At 55.2% G+C, this 26,054-nt stretch carries 20 protein-coding genes and 1 pseudogene; 17 read left to right on the top strand and 4 right to left on the bottom strand.

Annotated features, from left to right (window positions below):
* Positions 1-112: 112 nt before the first annotated feature.
* Entirely contained in the window at positions 113-370 is a 258-nt protein-coding gene (locus CCE92_RS08095; RefSeq protein WP_088007022.1) for a GlsB/YeaQ/YmgE family stress response membrane protein, read from the bottom strand.
* Positions 371-927: 557 nt separating this feature from the next.
* On the opposite strand from CCE92_RS08095, the gene gltB reads away from it, so the two are divergent.
* On the top strand, positions 928-5,529 hold the full coding sequence (gltB, locus tag CCE92_RS08090) for a glutamate synthase large subunit (protein ID WP_088007007.1): 4,602 nt from the start codon (positions 928-930) through the stop codon (positions 5,527-5,529).
* 15 nt (positions 5,530-5,544) lie between these two features.
* Complete coding sequence (locus tag CCE92_RS08085; protein WP_088007006.1) at positions 5,545-7,032, top strand: glutamate synthase subunit beta; 1,488 nt, start codon at positions 5,545-5,547, stop codon at positions 7,030-7,032.
* Positions 7,033-7,078: 46 nt separating this feature from the next.
* Here CCE92_RS08085 and CCE92_RS08080 read toward each other — a convergent pair whose 3' ends face one another.
* Positions 7,079-7,939, bottom strand: coding sequence for a tyrosine-type recombinase/integrase (locus CCE92_RS08080; protein ID WP_088007005.1), 861 nt, complete (start codon positions 7,937-7,939; stop codon positions 7,079-7,081).
* 160 nt (positions 7,940-8,099) lie between these two features.
* Here CCE92_RS08080 and CCE92_RS08075 point away from each other — a divergent pair, with 160 nt between their 5' ends.
* The 14 genes and pseudogenes from CCE92_RS08075 to CCE92_RS16195 all read left to right on the top strand — a co-directional run.
* Complete coding sequence (locus tag CCE92_RS08075; protein WP_088007004.1) at positions 8,100-8,606, top strand: DinB family protein; 507 nt, start codon at positions 8,100-8,102, stop codon at positions 8,604-8,606.
* Between the two features lie 118 nt (positions 8,607-8,724).
* Positions 8,725-11,433, top strand: coding sequence for an aconitate hydratase AcnA (gene acnA / locus CCE92_RS08070; protein WP_088007003.1), 2,709 nt, complete (start codon positions 8,725-8,727; stop codon positions 11,431-11,433).
* A gap of 186 nt (positions 11,434-11,619) precedes the next feature.
* Positions 11,620-14,799, top strand: a complete 3,180-nt coding sequence (locus CCE92_RS08065; protein WP_088007002.1) for an ATP-binding protein — start codon at positions 11,620-11,622, stop codon at positions 14,797-14,799.
* A gap of 117 nt (positions 14,800-14,916) precedes the next feature.
* Complete coding sequence (locus CCE92_RS08060) at positions 14,917-16,125, top strand: substrate-binding domain-containing protein (RefSeq protein ID WP_088007001.1); 1,209 nt, start codon at positions 14,917-14,919, stop codon at positions 16,123-16,125.
* 100 nt (positions 16,126-16,225) lie between these two features.
* Positions 16,226-17,002 (top strand): ABC transporter ATP-binding protein, encoded by a 777-nt coding sequence (locus tag CCE92_RS08055; protein ID WP_088007021.1) that lies wholly within the window; start codon positions 16,226-16,228, stop codon positions 17,000-17,002.
* The gene (locus CCE92_RS08050) at positions 16,977-17,684 is read left to right on the top strand and encodes an ABC transporter ATP-binding protein (protein WP_088007000.1); all 708 of its coding nucleotides are present in this window, start codon (positions 16,977-16,979) and stop codon (positions 17,682-17,684) included. Before CCE92_RS08055 ends, CCE92_RS08050 begins: the two co-directional genes overlap by 26 nt.
* A 12-nt stretch (positions 17,685-17,696) precedes the next feature.
* Positions 17,697-18,557, top strand: a complete 861-nt coding sequence (locus CCE92_RS08045; protein ID WP_088006999.1) for a branched-chain amino acid ABC transporter permease — start codon at positions 17,697-17,699, stop codon at positions 18,555-18,557.
* Between the two features lie 16 nt (positions 18,558-18,573).
* The gene (locus CCE92_RS08040; protein WP_241535926.1) at positions 18,574-19,572 is read left to right on the top strand and encodes a branched-chain amino acid ABC transporter permease; all 999 of its coding nucleotides are present in this window, start codon (positions 18,574-18,576) and stop codon (positions 19,570-19,572) included.
* The gene (locus tag CCE92_RS08035) at positions 19,569-20,594 is read left to right on the top strand and encodes a 3-oxoacyl-ACP synthase (RefSeq protein WP_088006997.1); all 1,026 of its coding nucleotides are present in this window, start codon (positions 19,569-19,571) and stop codon (positions 20,592-20,594) included. The genes CCE92_RS08040 and CCE92_RS08035 overlap by 4 nt, the downstream gene beginning before the upstream one ends.
* Positions 20,591-21,490, top strand: a complete 900-nt coding sequence (gene phaZ, locus CCE92_RS08030) for an intracellular short-chain-length polyhydroxyalkanoate depolymerase (protein ID WP_088006996.1) — start codon at positions 20,591-20,593, stop codon at positions 21,488-21,490. The genes CCE92_RS08035 and phaZ overlap by 4 nt, the downstream gene beginning before the upstream one ends.
* Positions 21,487-22,227, top strand: a complete 741-nt coding sequence (fabG, locus tag CCE92_RS08025; protein WP_088006995.1) for a 3-oxoacyl-ACP reductase FabG — start codon at positions 21,487-21,489, stop codon at positions 22,225-22,227. Before phaZ ends, fabG begins: the two co-directional genes overlap by 4 nt.
* A gap of 18 nt (positions 22,228-22,245) precedes the next feature.
* Complete coding sequence (locus tag CCE92_RS08020; RefSeq protein WP_241535924.1) at positions 22,246-23,718, top strand: AMP-binding protein; 1,473 nt, start codon at positions 22,246-22,248, stop codon at positions 23,716-23,718.
* A gap of 57 nt (positions 23,719-23,775) precedes the next feature.
* Positions 23,776-24,213 (top strand): acyl-CoA thioesterase, encoded by a 438-nt coding sequence (locus CCE92_RS08015; protein WP_088006993.1) that lies wholly within the window; start codon positions 23,776-23,778, stop codon positions 24,211-24,213.
* Positions 24,197-24,499: pseudogene (locus tag CCE92_RS16195) on the top strand (hypothetical protein); the annotation flags it as partial. The gene CCE92_RS08015 and the pseudogene CCE92_RS16195, both read left to right, overlap by 17 nt.
* 13 nt (positions 24,500-24,512) lie before the next feature.
* Here CCE92_RS16195 and CCE92_RS08005 read toward each other — a convergent pair.
* A complete protein-coding gene (locus CCE92_RS08005; protein ID WP_338152467.1) occupies positions 24,513-24,815 on the bottom strand; it encodes a HesB/YadR/YfhF family protein in 303 nt (100 codons plus the stop codon).
* Between the two features lie 17 nt (positions 24,816-24,832).
* Positions 24,833-25,426: a glycerol-3-phosphate 1-O-acyltransferase PlsY gene (gene plsY, locus CCE92_RS08000; protein ID WP_088006992.1), complete on the bottom strand. Its 594-nt coding sequence runs from the start codon at positions 25,424-25,426 to the stop codon at positions 24,833-24,835.
* Between the two features lie 157 nt (positions 25,427-25,583).
* On the opposite strand from plsY, the gene CCE92_RS07995 reads away from it, so the two are divergent.
* Positions 25,584-25,991: a CoA-binding protein gene (locus CCE92_RS07995; protein ID WP_088006991.1), complete on the top strand. Its 408-nt coding sequence runs from the start codon at positions 25,584-25,586 to the stop codon at positions 25,989-25,991.
* Positions 25,992-26,054 lie beyond the last annotated feature (63 nt).

Here is a 26,054-nt window from a genome sequence, read left to right as displayed (position 1 = left end):
CGAGGGAATTCGGGGCCATGGCAGCCTAATGAAGGGTGTTTTATCTGTGTCTCAAATTGCTAGGTCAGTCTAGACCGGCGGGTTTTTGTCATATTTAAAACGATTGCTTCCTCTAATCCCTTCTTTTGTTCATGGCGCCAAGGATCAAGCTCAGCACGAATACCAGGATGAGCGCACCGATGAGCGCAGGAATGATGCTGACCCCCCAGATCTCCGGACCGAATTCCCCGAAAAGGGCGGCTCCGATCCATGCACCCACAATCCCTGCAATAATATTTCCGATGATGCCGCCGGGAATATCCTTCCCTAAAATCAATCCGGCAAGCCAGCCGATGATACCGCCCATGATTAAATACAGAAGAAATTCCACGTTCATTCCTCTCCTTTTACAGAATAAAATATGAATCATTTCTAATACTGCTATTGCCGGTTTTAGGCAAAATGAAACGCGACGTATGAAACAGAAACGCAAAGGTAAAGTGATTGAAATATAAACGAAAATTCAGTAAAATTATGAAAAAGCGGAGGTGAGGAGATGGATCCGCAAGCGATGAGGCAACTGAACCGTCAAGGCCTGCTCATTGCGCTGCTGCACACGCTGGTCGTGCTGAATCTCGCTGTCGGTCTCCTGATCCAATGACTCGTCTGCCAGTCAGGCCTTCCCTTTTTTGGGGGAACGGTTTTTTCTTTAAAACTGAAGAATGAATTTGGAGCCGGCTGCAATAGTTATAGGAGGGCAGGAAAGTAATTCTGCTGCCGAGCCGTAATAAAAAGCTGATTTTTTTCGTCCCGTGAAGCGGGCGGCATGGCAAGGTTGTAACCGCTTTCAAGCGTTCCAAGGATTTTGTTGCTAAAAAATTTATATTTATTCAATTGTCAGACTATGGTATGCTATCGTTACATAGTTTTTCAAAAGGAGGGGCTTTGATGAATAAAAGAGAATATCCGCATTACCAAGGGCTTTATGACCCGGCTAACGAGCACGAAGCTTGCGGTATTGGAATGATTGCGTCGATTAATGGAGAACCTTCCCATGGCATCGTGCAAAACGCTATAAATATTTTATGCAATCTGGAGCATCGGGGCGGTCAGTCCTCCGATACAAGCACCGGCGATGGAGCAGGTATTCTGACACAGATTCCGCACCGGTTCTTCCTCAAACAGTGTGAGAAAGAAGGCATCCGCATTCCGCAGGAAGGGCAGTACGGGATCGGCATGATGTTCATGCCCCGCGATTATGAGCTCCGGATGGAAGTGAAAGAGCTGATTCAAGAAATAGTCGGCGAAGAAAATCAGACCGTGCTCGGCTGGCGTCCGGTACCGATCAATGATTCCTTTGTCGGCAAGGTGGCCCAAAAAACAGAACCGGTCATCCGTCAAGTGTTTATCGAAGCATCGGCTGATCTTGAGACTCCGATGGATTTTGAACGCAAACTGTACATCATACGGAAGCGGATTGAAAACATCATGAGCGGCCGGCAGGAACTGAAGGATGTCTATTTCTGCAGTCTGTCCGCTTCCACGATCGTCTACAAGGGCATGCTCATTCCGGAACAGCTGGATTCTTTTTACATCGACCTCAACCATCCCGAATTCAAATCAGCGCTGGCGCTCGTCCACTCCCGTTTCAGCACCAACACGTTTCCAAGCTGGCAGCGGTCCCATCCGAACCGCTACTCCATCCATAACGGTGAATTCAATACGCTCCGGGGCAATGTCAACTGGATGAGGGCGAGACAGGCCCTCTGCAGCTCACCGCATTTCAGCCAGGAAGACCTTGATAAAGTGCTGCCGGTGATCGATGAATCGGGCAGTGACTCCTCGATGTTCGATAACTGCTTTGAATTCCTCCACTTATCCGGCCGGTCGCTCGCCCATACGGCGATGATGATGGTCCCTGAACCATGGGTCAACGATCCGCTCATCCGGCAGGAAAAACGGGATTTCTACGAGTATCACAGCACGCTGATGGAACCATGGGACGGTCCGGCTGCCCTGGTCATGACAAACGGCCGGCAGATCGTCGCATGCCTGGACCGGAACGGACTCCGCCCGGCACGCTATTACGTGACCAAAAATGGAATGATCGTTCTCGGTTCGGAAGTCGGAGCGCTCGACATCTTCTCAGATGACATCATCTACAAGGAACGGCTGAATCCGGGGAAGATGCTCGTCGTGGATCTGGAAGAAGGGAAGATCATCCCCGATGAAGAGATCAAAATGCAGGTCGCTTCCGAACTGCCTTACAAGGACTGGCTGGAAGGGCATATGCTGGATCTCGAAACCATTCCTGACGCAGGGCAGGAAGCGGAAAAGGCAGTGGAAAAGGCAGCGGAGGGGGAGCTTCTTGATCAGCAGCTCGCGTTCGGCTATACGACGGAAGAAGTCCAAAAGATCGTCAAACCGCTTGCCAGTGACGGCAAAGATCCCGTCGGCTCGATGGGCTATGATTCCCCGCTTGCGGTGCTGTCCGAACGCCCTCAGCTGCTTTACAGCTACTTTAAGCAACTGTTCGCCCAAGTGACGAATCCGCCGATCGATGCGATTCGGGAAAAGATCGTCACATCCGCCCGGACCACAATCGGCCGGGAAGGCAATCTTACAGACCCTTCCATGGAGAGCTGCCGCCACATCCGGCTTGAAACTCCAATTCTGACGGATTCGGAGACCGCGAAACTCCGTCATCAAAACGTCCCGCACTTCAAGACGGTCACGCTCCCGATCCTGTTCCGCGCGGACAGCGGACCTGGCGCAATGGAACAGGCGCTTGAAGCGCTGTTCGAAAAAGCGGACCGGGCTTATAAAGACGGCGCGGTGCTGCTCATCCTGTCCGATCGCGGCGTGGATGCCGAACATGCAGCCATCCCTGCCCTTCTTGCGGTTTCAGGACTTCATCACCACCTGATCCGGAAAGGTACGCGGACGAAGGTGAGCTTGCTGCTGGAATCAGCGGAGCCGAGGGAAGTCCATCATTTCGCCGCCCTGATCGGATACGGGGCAGAAGGGATCAATCCTTATCTTGCGCTCCGGACAGTCAGGGACTTGACAGAAACCCGGGACCTGGACGGAAAAACGGCGGAAGAAGCACAAGCAAGTTATGTTGCCGCAGTTACTGACGGTATTGTCAAAGTACTGTCCAAAATGGGGATCTCCACGATCCAAAGCTACCGCGGCGCCCAAATTTTCGAAGCGGTCGGCATCAGCCAGCCTGTGATCGACCGGTATTTCACCCGGACCGCCTCAAGGATCGGCGGGATCGGATTGGAAATCATTGCGCAGGAAGTGCTGGCGAGGCATAAAGAAGCGTTCCCTGAACGGCCGGATGTCCAGAAAAACCTCCAGTCCGGGGACGAGTATCAGTACCGGGCAAACGGTGAAAACCATTCCTATAATCCGATGACCATCCACACTCTTCAGCAGGCGTGCCGGACCGATGACTATGCTCTGTTTAAAAAATACGCCCGGCTGCTGACGGACGAGACGGCGTCTCTCCAGTCACTGCGGGGACTCCTGAAATTCAAAAAGCGCAAGCCGGTGCCCCTCAGCGAAGTGGAACCGCTTGAAGCCATTACAGCGCGCTTCAAGACAGGCGCGATGTCCTACGGTTCCATTTCGGCTGAAGCACACGAAGCGCTGGCGGTCGCGATGAACCGCATCGGCGGCAAAAGCAATTCCGGCGAAGGCGGGGAAGATCCGGCGCGATTCATTCCCGAACCGAACGGCGACAGCCGGAAAAGTGCCATCAAGCAGGTGGCCTCCGGCCGGTTCGGTGTGACGAGCCACTATCTCGTCAACGCGGAGGAGATCCAGATCAAAGTCGCACAGGGAGCGAAACCCGGGGAAGGCGGCCATCTGCCCGGAAAGAAAGTGTACCCGTGGATTGCGGAAGTGCGGGGGTCTACCACAGGCGTCGAATTGATTTCCCCGCCGCCTCACCACGATATTTATTCGATTGAAGATTTAGCTGAACTTATTTTCAACTTGAAGAACGCGAATCCTGAAGCCCGGATTTCCGTCAAGCTGGTGTCTGCAGTCGGTGTGGGCACGATCGCCGCCGGTGTGGCGAAAGGCCGCGCGGATCTGGTGCTGATCAGCGGATACGACGGCGGCACGGGCGCAGCGCCGAAGACCAGCCTCAAACACACAGGCCTGCCTTGGGAGCTGGGACTTGCTGAAACCCACCAGACCCTCATGCTGAATGGACTGCGGGACCGGATTGTCGTCGAGACGGACGGCAAGATGATGACCGGGCGCGATGTGGTGACTGCCGCGCTCTTAGGTGCAGAAGAGTTCGGTTTCTCGACTGCACCGCTGGTCGTACTGGGCTGTGTCATGATGCGGGTCTGCCACCTCGATACATGCCCGGTCGGGATCGCGACGCAAAACCCGGAACTCCGGAAAAAATATGGCGGGGACCCGGAACATGTCGTCAACTTCATGCGGTTCATCGCCATGGAAGTCCGTGAACTGATGGCGGAACTCGGTTTCCGGACGGTGGATGAAATGGTGGGACGGACTGATGTGCTCGAAACAGACGAGGCGAAAGGCCACTGGAAAACGCAGGGGCTTGACTTGTCGCCGCTCCTGTATCAGCCGGAACTGCCGCCTTCTGTCGGCAGGCATGCCATGATCGCACAGGACCATCACCTCGAGCAGACGCTGGATCACCAGGAACTTCTGCCGCGCTGCCGGAAAGCGATCGAAACGGGCGAACCGGTGAATGTCCAGACCGCAATCCGGAACATCCATAGGGCTACAGGAACGATGCTCGGCAGTGCAGTCACCCTGAAATACGGTGCGGCAGGGTTGCCGGACGATACCATTACGCTCGAATTCACCGGATCAGCCGGCCAAAGTTTCGGCGCCTATATTCCAAAGGGTCTGACGATGAAACTGGCAGGCGATGCAAACGACTTCGTCGGCAAGGGACTGTCGGGCGGCAAAATCATCGTCGCTCCGGCACATGACTCCACGTTCATTCCCGAAAAGAACATCATCGCCGGAAATGTCTGCTTTTACGGAGCTTCTTCCGGTGAAGCTTATATTTACGGCATTGCCGGAGAGCGTTTCGCTGTCCGGAACAGCGGGGCGGACATCGTCGCGGAAGGAATTGGTGATCACGGCTGCGAATACATGACAGGCGGACGCGTAGTCGTCCTCGGACAGACGGGGAAAAATTTCGCCGCTGGCATGTCGGGCGGTGTCGCTTATGTACTGGATGAAGACGAAACGTTCGCCGACCGGTGCAATAAAGAAATGGTCCTGCTGCAGCCATTGGCGGAACCGGCTGAAATCGCCGGCCTGAAAGCGCTGATCCAACGGTACACCGACTTTACCGGAAGCACGAACGGTCATCGGATACTGGCGCATTGGGAAATCTTTTCGTCCAAATTCGTCCGGGTCATTCCGAAGGCGTACTTAGAAATGAACGAACGGATCAGTGAACTGAAAAACGAAGGGTTGGGCAATGACGAAGCGCAAATGGCGGCTTTCGAAGAAAGCAAACTGTCACAGACTGTAAAACAATAGGAAAGGAGCGGTCCGATGGGGAAGATAACAGGATTTATGGAATATAGCCGAAAAGCGATGCCTGAACGTAAACCGGCGGAGCGCGCGAACGACTGGAAGGATTATACCGTCCCGATGACGGAAGAAGAAGTTCAAGTCCAGGGCGCCCGCTGCATGGACTGCGGGGTTCCGACATGTCAGAGCGGGATGGAACTGGCCGGTGCCACTACCGGCTGTCCGGTCTATCACCTGATTCCGGAATGGAACGACCTCGTCTATAATGGCCGCTGGAAAGATGCGCTCGAACGGGAGCATGTCATGAACAACTTCCCGGAATTCACCGGCGCGGCATGTCCGGCTCCTTGCGAAAGTGCCTGCATCCTCGGCATCAATGAACCGCCGGTGGCGATCCGGACGATTGAACGGTCCATCATCGAAAAAGGGTTTTCGGAAGGCTGGGTCGTGCCGGATCCGCCGGACAGCCGGACAGGCAAGAAAGTGGCTGTGGTCGGATCAGGTCCCGCGGGACTGGCAGCTGCAGACCAGCTCAATAAAGCCGGACACCTCGTAACTGTTTTTGAAAGAAGCGACCGTATAGGAGGCCTCCTGACGTATGGCATCCCCGAAATGAAAATTTCATTTGATATGGTGATGCGCCGGGTCAATATCCTGGAACAGGAAGGCATCCGGTTCGTTGTGAACACGGAAATCGGAAAGGACATTCCGGCCGATCAGCTACGGAATGACTTCGATGCCGTCATCCTATGCACCGGCGCTACGGTCCACCGGGATATGAAAGTGGAGGGACGCGGCCTGGGCGGAATCCATTTTGCGATGGATTTCCTCCATACCTCGACAAAAAGCCTGCTTGATTCCAATCTGGAAGACGGGAACTTCATATCTGCAGAAGGAAAGGACGTCATCGTCATCGGCGGCGGGGACACGGGGACAGACTGTCTGGCGACAGCTGTGAGGCAGAACTGCCGCAGCCTCGTCCAGTTCGATATTTACGACAAGAAAGGTGCTATCCGGGATGAAATAGGAAATCCTTGGCCGCAATATCCGGTCATCCACCGGGTCGAGTACGGACAGAAGGAAGCGGCAGCCGTCTTCGGCGAAGACCCGCGCGCTTATGCCGTCATGACGACGAAATTCGTCGGAGGGCCGGACGGAAATGTCAAGGAAGTCCATACAGTCAATGTAAAACTCCGCATTGATGAAGAGGGCAACCGGATCCGGGAAGAAATTCCAGGGACGGAAAAAGTCTGGAAAGCGGACCTGGTCCTGCTGGCGATCGGGTTTTCAGGTCCAGATCAAGGGCTCATCCGGGAGATGGAAATCGGGACGAACGCGAGTTCCGCCATCGATGCACAGCACGGATCGTTCAGAACCAACCAGGAAGGGGTGTTCGCAGCCGGCGATGCGCGGCGCGGCCAGAGCCTGATTGTCTGGGCGATCAATGAAGGACGGGGAGCTGCCCGGGAATGCGACCGCTTCCTCATGGGCTCGACCGTTTTGCCATAACCGAAAAAGCTGCAGATCCGAAGAAGGATCTGCAGCTTTTTTCAGGTCAGCCCGGATTGGGTTTTACGCGGGTAAGGGCTTCTTTGAGGATGCGCGCGGCGGATTCAAGCGTGATCCCGAGCGTCTCCTGGATCTCTTCCACGTTTTTCCCTTCTTCCGCGTAGAGATGACGGACGAACGCGAACCGGAAATCACCTGACCGGACAGGCAGACCGAGGAATTCCGACAAGGCTTCCGTGTAATCGGACAGGGAACCCATCTGAAATTCGGTGTACTGGTCCTTCACTTTTGAAGCGAGCAGGAAAGGGGTGCCCCGGTCATAAGCGAGCGCAATCCCTTTTTGGATGATTGGAATTTCACTTCCCATGAAGTCGAGAGGGCGGGTATAGCCGTCCTTCTTATCGACTTGAAGGCGGAGTTTATGGCCGAAATTCTGGACGCGGGAGACATCGATCGCGGTCATATCCCGGACACGGAGTCCCCGCATGTAAAGGAGAAACAGGATTTTCGCATTCAGGGCAAGCTTTTCGGACTTCAGCACGTCTTCTTGCCGGTTTAGCAGTTCACTGTAATCCAAATGAATATCGGCGGGGGTGAGGTCGAGTTTTTCGGGCAGCTTGAACTTTGGCATGAAATCCACCGGAATTTTGCCGATTTGCCACATGTAATCAAACCATTTCCGGATGAAGACGAGCTTCCGGTTGATGGTGCTGTCTTTCAAACCTTTATCCCGCTGTTCCTTGAAAAACCGCTGAATATCGGAAGGACGGATTTCATGGGGTTCCACAGGACCGTTATGATAGCGGGACACGGCATCTAGCAAATGCTCGATCAGCTGCACTTCATGGACTACTGTGTTCGGACTGATACCATTCTTCAATCTGAATTTTTCGTAACCGTAAGGCATCCGGACACCACCTTTCTGGATGAATTAATGGGATTATATCATCAATAGTAAGTAATTACAAAAGGAAAAACAAAAAAATCAACCCCACTATAAAAAGATTTTAATTGTCTGAAAAAAAGTTGTGTGCGATAGTTAAAGAAAAGGAGAAAGGGGCTAAGCGGTGGAAACAGCGAAAAATACGGAGATCCGTGAAAAGCTTTTCAAAGCGCTGGACGGTCATTCGAACGATTTGGTGAATACCAAACCTTCCCCTGAAGAATGGTCGCCGATGCAGATTCTTGAACATCTCTACCTGATGGAAACCACAGTTGCCCGAAAAATGCGGGAAGAATTGCAAAAACCGGAACGCGAAAAAGCAAAACCAAAACCGATCGCGCTTACGGTGAACCGGCTGGTGAAAGTGGAAGCGCCGGATTTCGTCCAGCCGACCGATTTTTATCAGACCATCCCGGAAATAAAGGACAAATTGGCGGAATCGAGAAGGAGCCTTGATTCGGTATTCAGCGAAGCGGAGCCGGAAGCGCTTGAAAACCGCTCAATGAAACATCCGGTATTCGGGCAAGTCCCCCTCAATCAATGGTACGCATTTGTCGGTCTGCATGAAAAGCGCCATTTGAAACAGCTTGAACTGACACTGAAAAAAGTTTCGAAAATGCTCCATTCGTAAATCTTATGACCTCGAATAATTTTAATGTAATTTACTTATGCTTGGAATTTCGCTATGATGTAAGGTGGAGAAAAGATGCAGTAAATGCCTTTTCATGAGATTCAAAGGAGGAACAAACATGGCAAAAAGCAACCTGCACAACAGCCGGTCATCTTTCGAGCTGAATGGCAAAACGTACAATTTTTATCGCCTGGCTGCACTCCAGGAAGCAGGAATCGCCGATGTATCACGGCTTCCGTATTCCATCAAAGTGCTGCTGGAATCCGTATTGCGTCAGCATGACGATTACGTAATCAACACTGAACATGTAGAAGAACTAGCAAAATGGGGCAAAAACGCCAACAAAGAAGCGGAAGTGCCTTACAAGCCGTCCCGCGTCATCCTCCAGGACTTCACCGGTGTTCCGGTTGTCGTCGACCTGGCATCCCTCCGTTCCGCGATGGCTGAAATGGGCGGCGACCCGGACAAGATCAATCCGGAAATCCCGGTCGATCTCGTCGTCGACCACTCTGTGCAAGTCGACAGCTACGGCACACCGGAATCGGTGAAAATCAATACGAAACTCGAGTTCGAACGCAACAAAGAACGGTACCAGTTCCTGAACTGGGCGCAGAAAGCGTACGATAACTACCGCGCTGTACCGCCGGAGACGGGAATCGTCCACCAGGTCAACCTGGAGTACCTCGCAAGCGTCGTCCATGCCATTGAAAATGAAGACGGCACATTCGAAGCATTCCCGGATACGCTCGTCGGAACAGATTCCCATACGACGATGATCAACGGAATCGGCGTTCTCGGCTGGGGTGTCGGGGGCATCGAAGCGGAAGCGGGCATGCTCGGGCAGCCTTCGTACTTCCCGATCCCTGAAGTGGTCGGCGTCAAGCTGACCGGCGAACTGCCGGAAGGCACAACCGCTACGGACCTGGCGCTGAAAGTGACGGAAACGCTCCGTGCACACGGCGTTGTCGGCAAATTCGTCGAATTCTTCGGCCCTGGCGTTCCGTCGCTTCCGCTTGCTGACCGGGCGACGATCGGCAACATGGCACCGGAATACGGCGCAACTTGCGGCTTCTTCCCGGTAGACGAAGAAGCGCTCACTTATCTCCGCCTGACCGGACGCGACCCGGAACACATCGAAGTCGTGGAAAAGTACCTGAAAGAAAACGGCATGTTCTTCGACCCGGCGATCGAACCGGTTTACACGGACGTCGTCGAACTCGATCTGTCGGCCATCGAACCGAACCTGTCAGGGCCGAAACGCCCGCAGGATCTCATCCCGCTGTCTAAAATCAAGGAATCCTTCAATGAATCCATTACAGCTCCGGAAGGACCGCACGGATTCGCGCTGGATGAAGATGAAATCAATAAGACGGCGACCGTCAAATTCAAAGACGGCCGGACTGCGGAAATGAAGACAGGGGCGCTGGCGATTGCAGCGATCACTTCCTGTACGAATACTTCGAATCCGTATGTCATGCTCGGAGCCGGTCTTCTGGCGAAGAATGCAGTCGAGAAAGGCCTTTCCGTGCCGTCTTACGTCAAGACATCACTGGCACCGGGATCGAAAGTCGTCACCGGCTATCTGCGGGACGCCGGTCTGCAGGATTACCTGGATCAGCTCGGCTACGACCTCGTTGGCTACGGCTGTACAACTTGTATCGGGAACTCCGGTCCACTCCTTCCGGAAATTGAAGAAGCGATCACGGAAAGCGATCTCCTTGCGACTTCCGTTCTGTCGGGGAACCGGAACTTCGAAGGCCGGATCCATCCGCTCGTGAAAGCCAACTACCTGGCTTCACCGCCGCTCGTTGTCGCATTCGCACTGGCGGGCACGATGGATATCGACTTGAATAACGATCCGCTCGGCAAAGACAAGGACGGCAATGATGTGTACCTGAAAGACATCTGGCCATCCACCCAGGAAGTGAAGCAGGCCGTCATGAGCACGGTGACACCTGAGTTGTTCCGCGAAGAATACGAACGCGTTTTCGACGAAAACGAAACGTGGAATGCGATCGAAACTTCGGATGAAGCGCTGTACTCCTTCGATGAAGAATCGACGTATATCCAGAATCCGCCGTTCTTTGAAGGTCTGTCGAAAGAACCGGCACCGATTGAAACACTCGACAACCTGCGGGTCATCGCAAAATTCGCAGATTCCGTCACAACCGACCATATTTCTCCGGCAGGAGCGATCGGAAAAGATACGCCTGCAGGAAAATACTTGCGCGAGCACGGTGTAGAGCCGAGAGACTTCAACTCGTACGGTTCCCGCCGAGGCAACCACGAGGTCATGATGCGCGGCACTTTCGCCAATATCCGCATCCGGAACCAAGTGGCGCCGGATACCACGGGCGGCTACACGACGTACTGGCCGACGAATGAAGTCATGGCCATCTATGATGCTGCCATGAAGTACCAGGAAGACGGAACCGGCCTGGTCGTGCTCGCCGGAAAAGATTACGGCATGGGCTCTTCCCGTGACTGGGCAGCAAAAGGGACGTCCCTTCTGGGCATCAAAACAGTCATCGCGGAAAGCTACGAACGGATCCACCGGTCGAATCTCGTCATGATGGGTGTACTCCCGCTTCAGTTCGTCAACGGACAGAATGCGGAATCACTCGGTTTGACAGGACGCGAATCGATCAGTGTGGACATCAGCGATGATGTGAAGCCGCGCGAACTGCTGAAAGCGACAGCAACAGCAGAAGACGGCACAAAGACAGAATTCGACGTCCTGGCGCGGTTCGACTCGGAAGTGGAAGTCGACTACTACCGCCACGGCGGCATCCTACAAATGGTTCTCCGCAACAAACTGGCACAGTAATGACGCTTTACCGGAAAGAGCCGCCTGAATGGGCGGCTCTTTTTTAAATTCCATGGAAAATATCGTAGGATTGGCGAACAATTTTTTGTTCCTTTTGTTATCAGAACTTTGAAATAATTGTCATTCTCTTATGAAGATTCCTGTGCTACACTATCCGTATACCTATAGAAAGGAGAGGGCGACCCGATGAATCCGCCGCTTCTGCTTTCCAGGCTGTCCGCTCCCATGCCTGCATCCGCCTATATGCCGAGGCAAGGAATTACCCGAAAACTGAAACGGGCGGCTCAGACCCGGCTGTTTCTTTTCCATGCCGGTGCAGGATACGGCAAGAGCTCGTTCGCTGCCCGGTACGTGAAAGAAGAAAAGCTGAATTGCGCCTGGTATACCGTTTCGGAAGAAGATGACGATCTTCTTCCTTTTCTGAATTACTTATGTGAAAGCATCCGCCAACAGGACGAAAAATTCCGGGTCAGCTTCAGTCAGCAGGACACAGCCGATCTGCCTAGGGTCGCCGCCATCCTGTCCAACGCCCTTCACGGGATCCGGACCCCTCTGGTTGTGGCCATCGATGATTTCCATTTGGTCGATCACGTTTTTTCGATCAATTTCGTCCTGGAAAAGATCATCCGGCATGCACCGGCCCATATCCGTTTTTTCATCCTGAGCCGGTCCAAGCCCCGCTGGTCGATTTTATTGAAAATGAAAGCCGCCGCCCATTACATAGAAGTGACAGAAGAAGATCTCCGGTTCACCGGGGAAGAGACCGATGTCTTCTTCGACGACTATTTCGATAAAAAACTTTCACCTGAAGATATCAAAGAAATCATGGATTTAACGGAGGGATGGGCCATCGCAGTCCAGCTGATGGCCATCCAGCACACCGATTCGCCGAAACCCTTGGAGCAGACGGTCAAACCGGCCCTCCAGGATTTATTCAGCTACTTATCGGAAGAAGTGTTCAGCCGCCATGGGCCGAAAGAGCAGCATTGGCTGCTCTCTTTGTCGATTTTTAGCACTTTTTCGCATTCGTTCATCCGGGATTACTTCGGTCCCGAAGCCGGAAAGTTCTTCGCTTCCTCAGCAACGAGCAACATTTTTCTCCAGTCACTGGCTACAAGCGATGCTTTCCGGTTTCATGCGCTGTTCCGGAAGTTCCTTGAAAACAAGTGGCAGGCGCTCGATTTCGACGGGTATCAGACAGCCCGGATTGCGGCTTCCCGGTATTTTCTGGAGCAGGGCGATTGCGTTCAGGCCATCCATCAAGCCTTACAGTCCTCAGATGATAGCTGCCTGGGAGAAACGCTTGTTTCAGCTGGCGGCCGGCTGATCGAACAGGGACAGTTCGATCTGGTGCTGGAGTGCCTGAAATCGCTCGCAGGATCCCGCGGGGACGCTGGACCGGCTCTTCTTTTGCTTGAGGGCGAAGCCTATCGCTACCTGGCGTATTATGAGAAATCCAGGCAGGCGTACATGGCCTGCCTCGCTGCGGCCGCAGACTCCGGCGACAGCCGGTTGGCCAGCCGCGCCCATGCCGGAATCGCGCATATTTATTTGGATACTATCCAGCCTGGTCTGGCGGACCCCCATCTGAAAGAAGCGATTGCCTGGGCGGATCGGAATGGATCCGTCCATGAGCAGGAAATGAACTCCCTGAAACGGCAGTTCGCCGAGAATCTGGTGAATCTGGGGAAAGCCAGGGAAGCGGCTGACTGGATCGGGCAGGAACAGCTGCCGGAACAGGTACTGAAGAAAGGAAATCTCGATGCGCGTCTTTTGATCCGCACCGGCAGGCTTCAGGAAGCGCTGATCCTGCTCGAAGACCGGAACCAGGAAGAGTCGCCCGTTCCTGACTCGCACCGGGAATCAGAGGCGCTGCTCTCGCTCGTCTATGCGATGATGGGAAGAGCGGATGAAGCGGCGCGGTCGGCCGCATTGGCGATGGAACGGGGAGCCAAAGAGAAATCGGAATTCGTTGAAGCGGTCGGCTGGATGAGGAGAGGACATGCGGAAAGCCTCTTTTCAATTTTTCCGGATGACCATCCGGATACATGGTACCGCAAGGCGGTTAATGAAATGGAACGTCTCCGGGTATCGAGGGCGAAGGCGGAACCATTCATGGGCCTCGCTATTCTGAAGGCGAGGCAAGGGGATATCAGCGAAGCGATGATACTCGGGAACAAAGGGCTGAGTGAAACTGAACGGGTCCAAGACAGCTGGCTTTCCGCTTACATCCGGGTCGGTTTGGCCATCATTGCCGATGAGGCCGGACAGCACCGCCGCGTCCTGGCAGAAGCCGGCACGGCCTTGGCCGCATTCCAAGAATGCGGCGACGCATTCGGTGAAGCGGCTGCACGGTACTGGCGGATGAGCGCCACGCACGCACTGGGGGAACTTCCGGAGTTCAGCCGGGAAGCGGAAGAACTGGCGGAATGGATCATGGCGCATGGCTTCCAGTTTTTCATCACCCGGCGGACACTGTACGGACCGGCCGACATCGAACGGATGAAGCCGCTCTGGCAAAGCGCCCTTCTCCAGAACCCGGAGTCCGCCGCCCTTTCCGCTCTTTGTGAAAGCTGCGGCATCCGGCGCGATGCCGCTTATCCCGGCTACCGGCTTTTGATCCGCCTGTTAGGTCCGTTCAGTGTGTCCCTGGGCGGACAAGCGGCGGAACCAGTCAAATGGCAGCGGGACAAAGCTAAGGACATTTTTATTTACCTGTTCCTCAACCGGGAGCGCTACGTCCCGAAAGAAGAACTGCTCGACAAACTGTTCTGCGGCAATCCGGCCCAAGCCGACCGGAATTTCAAAGTGGCGCTGAACGCCCTCTTGAACGCTCTGGAACCGGACCGGCCATCCCGGCGTGACGCTTTCTTCATCACCCGCCACCAGTCCATGTACCGGTTCAACCCGGAAGCGGGATGGAGCTGCGACTTGACAGAATTTACAGCGGTGATGGACCAGGGAATGCAGGAGAAGGATCCGCTGGCCGCCCATTCACTGCTTCTGAGGGCAGAGAAACTGTACAGAGGTACGTTTTTCTGCGAACGTGAGCCCGAAGAGTGGTACCGGTTCGAGCGGGAACGGTACGAACAGCAATACCTGCTCGTCCTCGAACGCCTCGCCCAGCTGACGACCCGCCTGCAGCGTTACGACGAAACAATCCACTGGGCAGAAAAACTCCTCCGCACGGACCATACATGGGAAGAGGCGTACCGGCTGCTCATGTACGCCTATTACCAGAAAAACAGCCGGCCGCAGGCGATCCGCTGGTATGAGCGCTGTACCGATATGCTGGACCGGGAGTTCGGGATTGAACCGATGGAGACGACGGATAAAATGTATGAAATCATCATTCGCTACAGCTGACCGACGGAGAGGACTATTCCTCTCCGTTTTTTTGTAACCCGATTGTAACTGCCCGGGTGTACAGTTAAGCGGAATAAAGAAAGCGCTTTCAAATCGACAAAAGGAGGTAAGAAACAAATGAAAAAAAAGGTGTTGTTGACTGTCCTCACAGCGGGTGTCATGGCATTCGGGGCGGCCTGCAGCGATCCCGAAGTGACAGAAGAAGCGGCAGCAGCGGAAGATGAAACGATAAAAATCGGCGTGCTGGCATCACTGACCGGGGCGCTGGAATCGTATGGAAAACAGACCCAGCAAGGATTCGAACTCGGACTGGAATACGCGACGGACGGCACGATGGAAGTCGACGGAAAGAAGATCGAAGTGGTCTACGAGGATACGGAGACGAAACCTGAAGTGGCCGTCCAAAAAGCGACAAAGCTGCTGGAAGAAGACGAAGTGGACTTTTTGGTCGGTTCTTCCAGTTCCGGGGACACGCTCGCGGTACTTCCTTTGGCGGAAGAGTATGAAACGATCATGGTTGTCGAACCGGCGGTGGCCGACAGCATCACCGGCTCCGAATTCAATGAATTCATTTTCCGCACTTCCCGGAACTCTTCGCAGGATGCGATCGCCGGCGCTGCCGCCATCGCTGAACCGGGCGTGAAAATCGCGACGTTCGCGCCGGATTATTCGTTCGGCATCGATGGCGTGGCAGCATTCAAAGCTGCGGCTGAAGAGCTGGGAGCGGAAGTGATCCATGAAGAATATGCCGATCCGGCAGCTACGGACTTTACATCGAACCTGCAGAAAATCATTGAAGCGGATCCCGATTATCTCTTCATCGTATGGGCCGGTGCAAACTCGCCGTGGAACCAGATCGCCGATATGAAACTCCAGGAACAGGGCATCACGATCTCGACCGGCGCGCCGGACATCGCTGCACTGTCGACCATGAAACCGCTTGTCGGCATGGAAGGCTTCACCGTCTATCACCATACACTGCCGGACAATGAAGTGAACGACTGGCTCGTAGAGCAGCATAAAGCGAAATACGACGGTCAGGTGCCCGACCTCTTCACGCCGGGCGGCATGACTGCCGCGATCGCCATCGTCGAAGCACTGAAAGCTTCCGGCGGATCGACAGACGGCAATGAACTGATCGACGTGATGGAAGGCATGTCCTTCGATACGCCGAAAGGGGAAATGACCTTCCGTCCTGAAGATCATCAGGCGCTCCAGACGCTTTATTCGATCCGGCTTGAAGAACAAAACGGCGTCGACTATCCGGTGCCGGTCCTCATTCGGGAACTGTCACCGGAAGAGACTGAACCGCCAGTCATGAACTGACAAACGGAAACGGAAGACAGCCTGCTCCTGCAGGTCTGTCTTTCTCCATGGCTAAGACATCTCTTAGTCGTGGAAGAGGACAGAAGAAAGGATGGGCGGCATGGAACCAATTTTGAAAACAGAGAAGCTGACAATCCGCTTCGGCGGTCATACAGCGGTGGACAGCGTGGACTTCGAAATGCCCGCTAACCACTTTAAGTCGATCATCGGACCGAACGGAGCCGGCAAGACGACATTTTTCAATCTGATCAGCGGGGAACTGAAACCGACCGCCGGCCGTGTGCTGTACAAAGGGAAAGACCTCGCCGGCGAGTCCCCTATCGACCGGACGCGGCAGGGGCTTGGCCGCTCGTTCCAGATCACCAACGTTTTCCCAAGCCTTTCGGTGCTGGAAAATGTCCGGCTGGCCGTCCAGTCGAAGAAGAAAATCCGGTTCGACTTCCTCCGGCACTTTTCATCCTATGCTTCCCTGACAGAAGAAGCGGAACAGCTGCTGGAACTCGTGCTGCTGAAGGACAAGCGGGATGCGGCCGCGTCCCAGCTGGCCCATGGCGAGAAACGGAAACTCGAGATCGCCATGCTGCTGGCCCTCGATACGGAAGTGCTGCTCCTGGATGAACCGACGGCAGGCATGTCGCTCGAAGAAGTGCCGGCCATTCTCGACGTCATCCGGAAAATAAAAACCGAACGGCAGAAAACGATCCTGCTCATTGAACACAAAATGGACATGATCCTGGATTTGTCCGACTCCATCATGGTGCTGTTCAACGGCCGGCTTCTTGCTGACGGTCCCCCGGATGTCATCATGCAGAATGAACGGGTCCAAAACGCGTATTTAGGAGGGATTGAGCATGGAACCGCTCCTCAGAATGGATGATGTCCATACTCACATCGGCCAATACCATATCCTTCAGGGTGTTTCATTCGAAGCGCGCGCCGGGGAAGTCGGCGTCCTCCTCGGCCGCAACGGCGCCGGCAAGACGACGACGCTCAAGACGATCCTCGGGCTGACGCCCGCTTCCGGCGGCCGGGTTTCATTCGGCGGAACGGATGTCACCAAAAAGCGCACCCATGCAATTTCCCGCAGCGGAATCGGGTACGTGCCCGAAGATCAGGGCATCTTTTCGACACTGACTGTCGAAGAGAACATGAAAGTCGCCATGACTCGGGAAACAGAGGAAACACGCAAAAAATTGGATACGGTGCTGGAGCTGTTCCCGGATCTGAAAACGTTCTGGAAAAAAGACGGCGGTCACTTGTCCGGCGGGCAGAAACAGATGCTGGCGATGGCCCGTGCCTTCGTCGGCAACAGCAAACTGCTTTTGATCGATGAGCCTTCAAAGGGACTGGCGCCGATCATCATCGAGAAAGTGATGGAAGCCATCCAGGAAATGAAACAGCACACCACCATCGTCCTGGTCGAACAGAACTTCATGATGGCGAGCCGCATCGGCGACACCTATACCTTGATCGATGACGGGCGGACGGTGCAGAGCGGCAGAATGGCCGATCTCGCCGGGAATGATGAACTGAAACGCAAGTACTTAGGGATCGGATAAGGAGGGTTCCGCATGGATCTATTCGTCAATCTGCTCGTGAACGGGCTCGCAACCGGAATGCTCATTTTCCTGCTCGCTTCAGGACTGACACTCATTTTCGGACTCATGGATGTCCTGAATTTCGCCCACGGAGGACTGTTTGCATGGGGCGCATTCGCGTCCGTCTGGTTCTACACGGCAACGGGAAGCTTTTTCGGCGCCATTGCCGGCGCAATTCTGACCGGCATCATCCTCGGACTGATCACCGAAAAACTGATCATCACACCTGTTTACGGTAACCATATCCAGCAGATCCTCATCACACTTGGCTTCATGCTCGTGCTGACGGAAATGCTGAAGGTAGTGTTCGGACCGAACCAGCTGGCTGCAGCGACACCTGAATGGCTGAATGGCAGCTGGGTGTTCGGCGATATCATTATCATCAAATACCGGATTTTCATCATTGCCGTCGGAATCGCCGTTTTTACGGTCATCCAGTTCATCCTGCGGCGGACGAAAATCGGCCTGATCGTCCGGGCCGGCGTCATCAACAAGGAAATGGTGCAGGCGCTCGGCATCGACATCAAGCGGCTGTTCCTCTTCGTGTTCATCGCCGGGGCTGCACTCGCTGCGCTCGGCGGTGCGCTCTTTGCCCCTTACTCCGGCGTCATCTACGCCGAAATGGGGCTGGAGTTCGCCATCCTCGCGTTCATCGTCGTGGTGATCGGCGGGATGGGAAGTTTTCCGGGCTCGCTGCTCGCTGCCATCCTCGTCGGACTGGCCGGCAGTTTCATGGCTTATTATGTGCCGGCCCTGTCGCTTGCTGTCAACATGCTATTGATGGCCGCTGTCCTGATTTTCCGGCCGCAAGGCTTATTTACCGCAAAGGGGTGACAAAATGAAAAAGCCAATGAACTGGAGCAAGATATCGCTGATCATCGCAGCAGTGCTGCTAGCCGCCATTCCGTTTGTTTCGGATTCCAGGACGTGGCTCATCCTGCTGACCCAGATTTTCATTTTTTCGATCTTAGCAATGAGTTACGATGTCCTGCTCGGCTATGCCGGCATGGTGTCGTTCGGGCATGCCATGTTTTTCGGAATCGGCGCCTACACGACAGCGGTCCTTCTCGACCGGTTCGAGCCGACCCTTCTGGTCTTCAGCCTGTCGATTGCGGCCGGTATGCTGATTGCGGGGATCATCTCGTTTTTCGTCGGCCTCCTGACGCTCCGGCTGAAAGATCACTTTTTCGCCATGCTGACACTTGCGCTTTCCGGCCTTTTCCTCGTGCTGGCGGAAAAATGGCGGAGCGTCACGAACGGCAACGATGGGTTCACATTCAGCGCCCCCGATGTGTTCCGGGACCGGGCGGTTTTTTACCTGACCGTGCTGGCCCTGCTGGTCGTTGTGTACTTCGCGCTGCGGCGGTTCACGAATTCTCCGCTCGGCCGGGTGCTCATCGCCGTGCGGGAAAACGAACAGCGCACGAAAGCGCTCGGGTACCGGACACTTGCCTACAAAGTGATCGCTTCAGTCGTGGCCGGTGTCACCGCCAGTCTCGCCGGATCGCTTTATGTCGTCAGCCTCCGGTTCGTGAATACGAGCGTCATGGCCATGGATGTCACGCTGGATGCCCTTCTTATGACGATCATCGGCGGCGTCGGCACACTGATCGGCCCGATCATCGGGGCCGGCATCATTGAACTGGCGCAGCATTACCTGTCAGACCTGGCGGGGGAGTACCCGCTGTTCGAACGGTGGATCATTTTCTTCGGGATTCTGTACATCCTCGCTGTCATCTTCTTCCCGACAGGAATCGCCGGCTTTTTCAAATCGCTGTTCAGCCGACGCAGACGGCCCGAAGCGGACGCCCCGCCGCTTGAACCGGCGAAACCGGAGGTGCCGCGATGAAAATCGGGATCGCCGGGACAGGAACATACTTGCCTCAGCAGACGATGACGGCGGAAGAAATCGGACAGGCTTCAGGACTGCCTGCGGAAGTCATCCGGACCAAACTCGGAATTGTACAGAAACCGGTCGCCGGTCCGGAAGAACACACGGTGCAGATGGGCATCTGGGCGGCACAGGAAGCGCTCAGAAAAGGGAAGGTCGACCCCAAATCGATTGATGTGGTCATCTATATCGGGGAAGAGCATAAGGAATACCCGCTTTGGACGGCCGCCATAAAAATCCAGCAAGAGATCGGTGCTTATCACGCCTGGGCTTTTGATGTAGCCCTCCGGTGCGGCACGACGATTATGGCGATGAAAGTCGCGAAGAGCCTGATGATGGCCGACAGCGGAATCCGCACCGTCCTGCTCGCAGGCGGCTACCGCAACCATGACTTCATCGATTATACCAATGACCGCACCCGGTTCATGTTCAACCTGGCAGGCGGCGGAGCGGCGATGATACTGAAACGGGATCACCCGTCAAACCTGCTGCTGGAGTCCGAGATCATGACGGACGGGTCGTTCTCGGAGGACGTCATCGTACCGGTAGGCGGTACGAAAAGCCCGCTGACCGCCGCGCACCTGTCAGAAGGGCTCTACCGGCTGGATGTTCCGGACCCGGCAGGGATGAAGCAGCGGCTGGAGCAGAAATCGATGGCGAACTTTCTCCATGTAATCCGCCGGTCCCTGGCAAAAAGCGGCTATACCGAGCGGGACATCCGCTACCTGGCGATCCTGCACATGAAGCGCTCCGCGCATGATTTCGTCCTAAACGAGCTCGGGCTCGACCCCAACCAGGCTATTTACTTGGAAGAGTACGGGCATATCGGCCAGATGGACCAGATTTTATCCCTTGAGCTGGCAGAGCGGCAGCAGCTGCTGAAAGACGGCGACATCGTCGTGATGGTCAGTGCAGGAATCGGCTACGCCTGGGGGGCGGCCACAATAAAATGGGGGAACGGAAAGGAGACGGCACCATGACACTGAAATCGGTCACCCTGGAAAATGGAGAAACAATTACATACCGGGAACGGGACGGCGGACACCACCCGGTCGTGCTCGTGCACGGGAATATGACCTCTTCGAAACATTGGGATCTGCTGATGGATGAACTCGACCCTTCACTGAAGCTCTTTGCACTCGATATGCGCGGCTTCGGCGGCTCGTCATACCGCGAGCCGGTGACCGGCATCAGCGACTTTGCAGAAGACCTTGCCGATTTTATCGACCGCTTAGGCCTGGAGAATTTCGACCTGATCGGCTGGTCGACAGGCGGTGCAGTCTGCATGCAATACACAGCGGAACATCCCGGCCGCGTGCGGCGGCTGGTCCTGCTGGCGAGTGCATCTACACGGGGATATCCGTTTTTCGGCACAAAAGATGACGGAACACCGGATTCCGGGCGGCGGCTCCAATCTTTGGAAGAAGTCCGGGCGGATGCCGGTAAAACACGGGCAATCCAAGGGCTGTATGATACAAAAAACCGCGAAGGGCTGAAAGCGGTATGGAATGCCCTCATTTATTCGCATCGCCAGCCAGACAGCCGAAAGTACGAAGAGTATGTCGATGACATGCTGACACAGCGGAATCTGGCGGAAGTTTATCATGCACTCAACACGTTCAATATCAGCAGCCGGCACAACGGACTGACGGAAGGGACGGATCAGGCGAAGGACATCACCGTGCCAGTGCTGGTGCTGCGGGGGGACCGGGATTATGTGGTGACGGAAGAGATGACACAGGAAATCATGGCGGATTTGGGCGGAAATGCCGAATACCGCCCGCTGACCGACAGCGGCCATTCACCGCTGGTCGATGACCTGGATCAGCTGGTACAGAAAATCCATGGATTTTTGCTGCAGGAGGAGACGGAATGAGACTTCAGGGGAAAACAGCCATCATTACAGGGGCGGCGAACGGAATCGGCCTTGCGGCAGCAGAGCGGTTTTGTGAGGAAGGTGCCCATGTCCTGCTGGCGGACTTCGATGAACAGACAGGGACGGCGGAAGAAAAACGCCTGGCCGCCGACGGACACAGCGTCCGATTCATCCGGACGGATGTCGCCGATCGCGAAAGCACTGACCGGATGGTGCAAGCTGCGCTGGATGCGTTCGGAACCGTCGACATTTTGGTGAACAACGCGGGCATCACCCGGGATGCGATGCTCCGAAAAATGCAAGCAGCCGATTTTCAGGAAGTGCTCAATGTGAATTTGACGGGTGTGTTTAATTGCACGCAGTCCGTGCTGCCGATCCTTGTTGAAAAAGGAAGCGGGAAAATCATCAACACGTCTTCGGTGAGCGGCGTATACGGGAACGCCGGTCAAACGAACTATGCAGCGGCCAAGGCGGCGGTCATCGGCATGACAAAGACTTGGGCGAAAGAACTGGGCCGCAAAGGCATCAACGTCAATGCGGTGGCGCCGGGATTCACGAAAACGAAGATGGTTGAAAAAATGCCCGAAAAAGTGATCGGCCAAATGACTGCCGCCATCGCCCTGCAGCGGCTCGGCTCTCCCCGGGACATCGCGAACGCGTATTTATTCCTCGCGTCAGACGAAGCAGATTACGTGCAGGGGCATGTCCTTCATGTCGACGGCGGCATCATGATGTAGGGAGGGGGAGGACTTTTGGTGACAGCACGATGGATTTTGAACCGGGCGGCTTCCCATCCGGAAGCAGTTGCCCTCACAAGCATCCATACGAAAAAAGAATGGACATACCAGGAACTTTGCGGAGAGATCGGGAAATGGCAGCAGGTGTTCAGGGAGTGCGGCCTGCGACAGGGGGACCGGCTTTGCGTGCTGTCCCAGAACCGGCCGGAACTGTTTGCCGTCCTGTTCGCCTGCGGACTCAGCGGCATCCTTTATGTGCCGCTGAATTACCGGCTGTCCCAGCCGGAGCTGAAAAGCATCATCGCCGACTGCACCCCTGTGTTCATCGTGACGGATGCTCTCAATGCGGAGACGGCCAGCGCGATTAGTGACTGCCCTGCTATGCTGCTTGAATCCGTCGGAGCTGCCGGATCTGCAGGGGAAGCTTCGGAAGAAGTGAAGGCGGACGGAGACGACCCGTGGACGATCTTATATACAGGAGGGACGACCGGCCTGCCGAAAGGGGCTGTCCTGTCGTTTGCGAACATGAACTGGAATGCACTCAACACCATCGTCAGCTGGAGCCTGACAGGCCAGGATGTAACAGTCAATTACATGCCGATGTTCCATACCGGCGGCCTCAACGCACTTTCCCTGCCGGTCCTGATGGCGGGCGGAACGGTGGCGGTCGGGGACCGGTTCGAGCCGACGGAAGCGCTGCAGGCCGTCCTGGATTACCGTGCGACCGTTTCGCTGTTTGTCCCGACGATGCATCAGCTTATGACGGAAACGCCGCTTTTCAGCGAAGCGGTCTTCCATGATCCGGTCCTGTTCCTGTCTGGCGGCGCCCCCTGTCCCGCCGTCATCTATGACAGGTATCGGGGAAAAGGCATCCCATTCAAGGAAGGCTACGGACTGACGGAAGCCGGACCGAATAATTTCAGCATACCGCCGGAAACCGCCTTGAAAAAACGCGGAGCGGTCGGCAAAAGCATGCAGTTCAATGAAGTCCGTGTTGTGCTTCCGGACGGAACGGCGGCCGGCACCGGTGAAGTGGGGGAGCTCCAGCTGAGGGGGCCGCACATCATACAGCGCTACTGGAACAACGAAAACGCCACCGCCGCCGCTTTCCGGGATGGCTGGCTCTGCACAGGAGATTTGGCGCGGACGGACGAGGAGGGGGATTTGTACATCGTCGGGAGAAGCAAAGACATGATCATTTCGGGCGGCGAGAATATTTATCCGCAGGAAGTGGAAAAATGCCTGATGGAATTTCCGGGAATCAAAGATGCCGCTGTGGTCGGCGTGCCGCACGAAAGATGGGGGGAAGCAGTGACAGCGTTCATCATCCCTGTCCATGGCCCCCCATTTGATGAAAAGGCGCTCATCGATCATTGCCGGCGCCGGCTCGGCGGTTACAAGGTGCCGAAACGCTTCATCCCGGTGACGGATTTTCCGAAAACGCATATCGGGAAAGTCGACAAAAAGCAGCTGGCGCTCAACGGCAAGTGAGCGCCTCTGCTTTTTCCCGTTTTCTCCGTTATAATGGGAGATGAGGTGAAAAAAGGCATGTTTATCAGTGAAAAAGAAATTGAAATTCGATACGCGGAGACGGACCAGATGGGCGTCGTCTATCACGCCAATTACCTGGTCTGGCTGGAAATCGGCAGAACTAAACTGATCGAGGATATCGGTTTTACATATGCAGGACTCGAAAAAGAAGGGTACTTGGCGCCGGTGACCGATTTGTCGATCCAGTACAAACAAGCGCTGCGCTACGGAGAAAAGGCGGTTGTCCGGACGTGGGTGGAAGAGCACGGCCGACTCCGGACGGTGTATGGCTATGAAGTGCTCCACGGGGACGGCCGGCTCGCAGCCCGTGCGAAGTCGGAGCATGTGCTCGTCAAGAAAGATTCTTTCCGGCCGGTATCGCTTCAGCGGATCGATCCGTCCTGGCATGCCAAATATGAAGAAATCAAGCGGGTTTCCGATGGCGTTCGGGATTAAGCGGGCAGAACTGGAGCACTGGAAGCGGGAAGTTGCGGCCGGCAACATCGCGTTCCTTACGCATTACTGGCTCGATCCCCGCTTTCCCGGCTGCGACACGGTGACGAAAGTCGGCTGCGCGGATTTGGACCGGCTGATCGCCTGGGGAAAGCAGTACGGGCTGCGAAAGGAATGGATCGATGACCGCCGGAGTGATTACCCGCATTTCGATTTGTTCGGTGACCGCCAGCGGATGATCCTCGAAGCGGAAGGGCAGACCGAGCAGCTGGAAAAATTCGTACGAAAAAAGCCTGATACACTCAGGCTTTTTTGTAGTCGTATTCGAGTTCTCCGGTGGCTTCATTCAGCCCAACGTGCAGGTCGTGCCCGTCGAAGTACCAGAAGTCGCGTTCTTCGACGTAAAACAGGAGACCGTCGACCGTCCGTTCCGCGGCAGCTTCATCGGGCGTGTCTTTCGTCACGCCGAGCGAGAACCCTTCATGCAGTTTGCTTGAACCGCCGTACCGGGCAAAAAAGCGGATATGGTCTCCGGGTTCAGCCTCCATCTCCTCTTTAAACCAATCCAGCGCTTTTTTCGAAACTACGATATCCAATCGGATCACGACCTTTTCTTCAGCATTTACATCCATTTCACTTTCGGTTCGGTACCGGCGCGGATGCGGGCGATGTTCGATCTGTGGCGATAGACGATGAACCCCGTCAGTACGACGATGACGGCGAACAAGAGCCAGTCGCCGGTCAGCCAGGCATACACCGCTGTGTAAATCATGGCAATGAACCCGAGCGAAATCGAGGCAAGGGATACGATTTTCGTCAGTCTCAGGATCACGATGAACGCAATGACGACGACAACAAACAGCGGCCAGTGGTATCCGAGAAGCACACCGCCGCTGGTGGCGACCGCTTTTCCTCCACGGAACCCTGCCAGGACCGGGAAGATGTGGCCGATGACCGCCACGACTCCGAGAAGGAGGGGATGGATGCCGGTATCGATGAAAAGCGGCAAGAGGACCGCCGCGGTCCCTTTGAGGATATCCATCACGGTCACGACGATCCCGGCTTTTTTGCCGAGGGTCCGGAAGGTATTGGTGGCCCCGAGGTTTCCGCTTCCGCTCAAGCGGATATCCGTATTGTAAAAGAGTTTGCCGATCCACAGACCGGATGGGATGGCCCCGAGCAGATAGGCGAGCAGAATAGCGATTATAGTTTCCATAGAGCGGCTCCTCCAGCCGTCTGCCGAACAGCAGCCGGTTCGTGTTTCATTCCCTTTGATTTTAGCACGACTGGCGAGCCGGGAACAACCGGACGGGAAAACTTCGTGTTGCACCGCCGTTTAAGGTATGATAAAAGAAAAGGACAGGTGATGTGATATGCAGAATCCAAGCCGCAGCGAGATCAAGGAAATCCTCGACCGGTCACGGACCATCGCGGTCGTCGGCCTCAGCCCCAACCCGGAGCGCACATCCTACGGTGTTTCCGAAGCAATGCAGAGCGCCGGTTATCGGATCATCCCTGTTAACCCGATGGCTGACGAAATCCTTGGGGAAACGAGTTATCCGAGTTTATCGGATCTTCCGGAAGTGCCGGATATCGTCAATGTATTCAGAAGGAGCGAATTTCTTCCGGCGCTTGCCGAAGAATTCCTGGAAACGGACAGCCCGGTTTTCTGGACCCAGCTCGGCGTCGAAGACGGGGATGTCCGCCGCCGGCTCGAACAGGCGGGGCGCCGCGTGATCATGGACCGCTGCATCAAAGTTGAACACGCACTGGTAAAATGACCGACAGGGCGCAGCCGCGCTCTTTTTCTTTGAAGTTGACAGGAAGAGATAGGACCGATACGA

This window comes from Indiicoccus explosivorum, from assembly GCF_002167005.1.
GTDB classification, from domain to species: Bacteria; Bacillota; Bacilli; order Bacillales_A; family Planococcaceae; genus Indiicoccus; species Indiicoccus explosivorum.
This window is presented reverse-complemented; position numbering and strand designations above follow the sequence as displayed.

What these genes read in the sequence shown, in the direction of transcription:
- gltB (WP_088007007.1), top strand. Translation starts at nt 928, where the DNA reads ATGAATAAAAGAGAATATCCGCATTACCAAGGGCTTTATGACCCGGCT.
- CCE92_RS08080 (WP_088007005.1), bottom strand. Translation starts at nt 7,939, where the DNA reads ATGCCTTACGGTTACGAAAAATTCAGATTGAAGAATGGTATCAGTCCG.
- CCE92_RS08050 (WP_088007000.1), top strand. Translation starts at nt 16,977, where the DNA reads ATGGAACCGCTCCTCAGAATGGATGATGTCCATACTCACATCGGCCAA.
- CCE92_RS08060 (WP_088007001.1), top strand. Translation starts at nt 14,917, where the DNA reads ATGAAAAAAAAGGTGTTGTTGACTGTCCTCACAGCGGGTGTCATGGCA.
- CCE92_RS08045 (WP_088006999.1), top strand. Translation starts at nt 17,697, where the DNA reads ATGGATCTATTCGTCAATCTGCTCGTGAACGGGCTCGCAACCGGAATG.
- CCE92_RS07995 (WP_088006991.1), top strand. Translation starts at nt 25,584, where the DNA reads ATGCAGAATCCAAGCCGCAGCGAGATCAAGGAAATCCTCGACCGGTCA.
- CCE92_RS08065 (WP_088007002.1), top strand. Translation starts at nt 11,620, where the DNA reads ATGAATCCGCCGCTTCTGCTTTCCAGGCTGTCCGCTCCCATGCCTGCA.
- CCE92_RS08085 (WP_088007006.1), top strand. Translation starts at nt 5,545, where the DNA reads ATGGGGAAGATAACAGGATTTATGGAATATAGCCGAAAAGCGATGCCT.
- CCE92_RS08055 (WP_088007021.1), top strand. Translation starts at nt 16,226, where the DNA reads ATGGAACCAATTTTGAAAACAGAGAAGCTGACAATCCGCTTCGGCGGT.
- CCE92_RS08015 (WP_088006993.1), top strand. Translation starts at nt 23,776, where the DNA reads ATGTTTATCAGTGAAAAAGAAATTGAAATTCGATACGCGGAGACGGAC.
- plsY (WP_088006992.1), bottom strand. Translation starts at nt 25,426, where the DNA reads ATGGAAACTATAATCGCTATTCTGCTCGCCTATCTGCTCGGGGCCATC.
- CCE92_RS08035 (WP_088006997.1), top strand. Translation starts at nt 19,569, where the DNA reads ATGAAAATCGGGATCGCCGGGACAGGAACATACTTGCCTCAGCAGACG.
- acnA (WP_088007003.1), top strand. Translation starts at nt 8,725, where the DNA reads ATGGCAAAAAGCAACCTGCACAACAGCCGGTCATCTTTCGAGCTGAAT.
- CCE92_RS08040 (WP_241535926.1), top strand. Translation starts at nt 18,574, where the DNA reads ATGAACTGGAGCAAGATATCGCTGATCATCGCAGCAGTGCTGCTAGCC.
- phaZ (WP_088006996.1), top strand. Translation starts at nt 20,591, where the DNA reads ATGACACTGAAATCGGTCACCCTGGAAAATGGAGAAACAATTACATAC.
- fabG (WP_088006995.1), top strand. Translation starts at nt 21,487, where the DNA reads ATGAGACTTCAGGGGAAAACAGCCATCATTACAGGGGCGGCGAACGGA.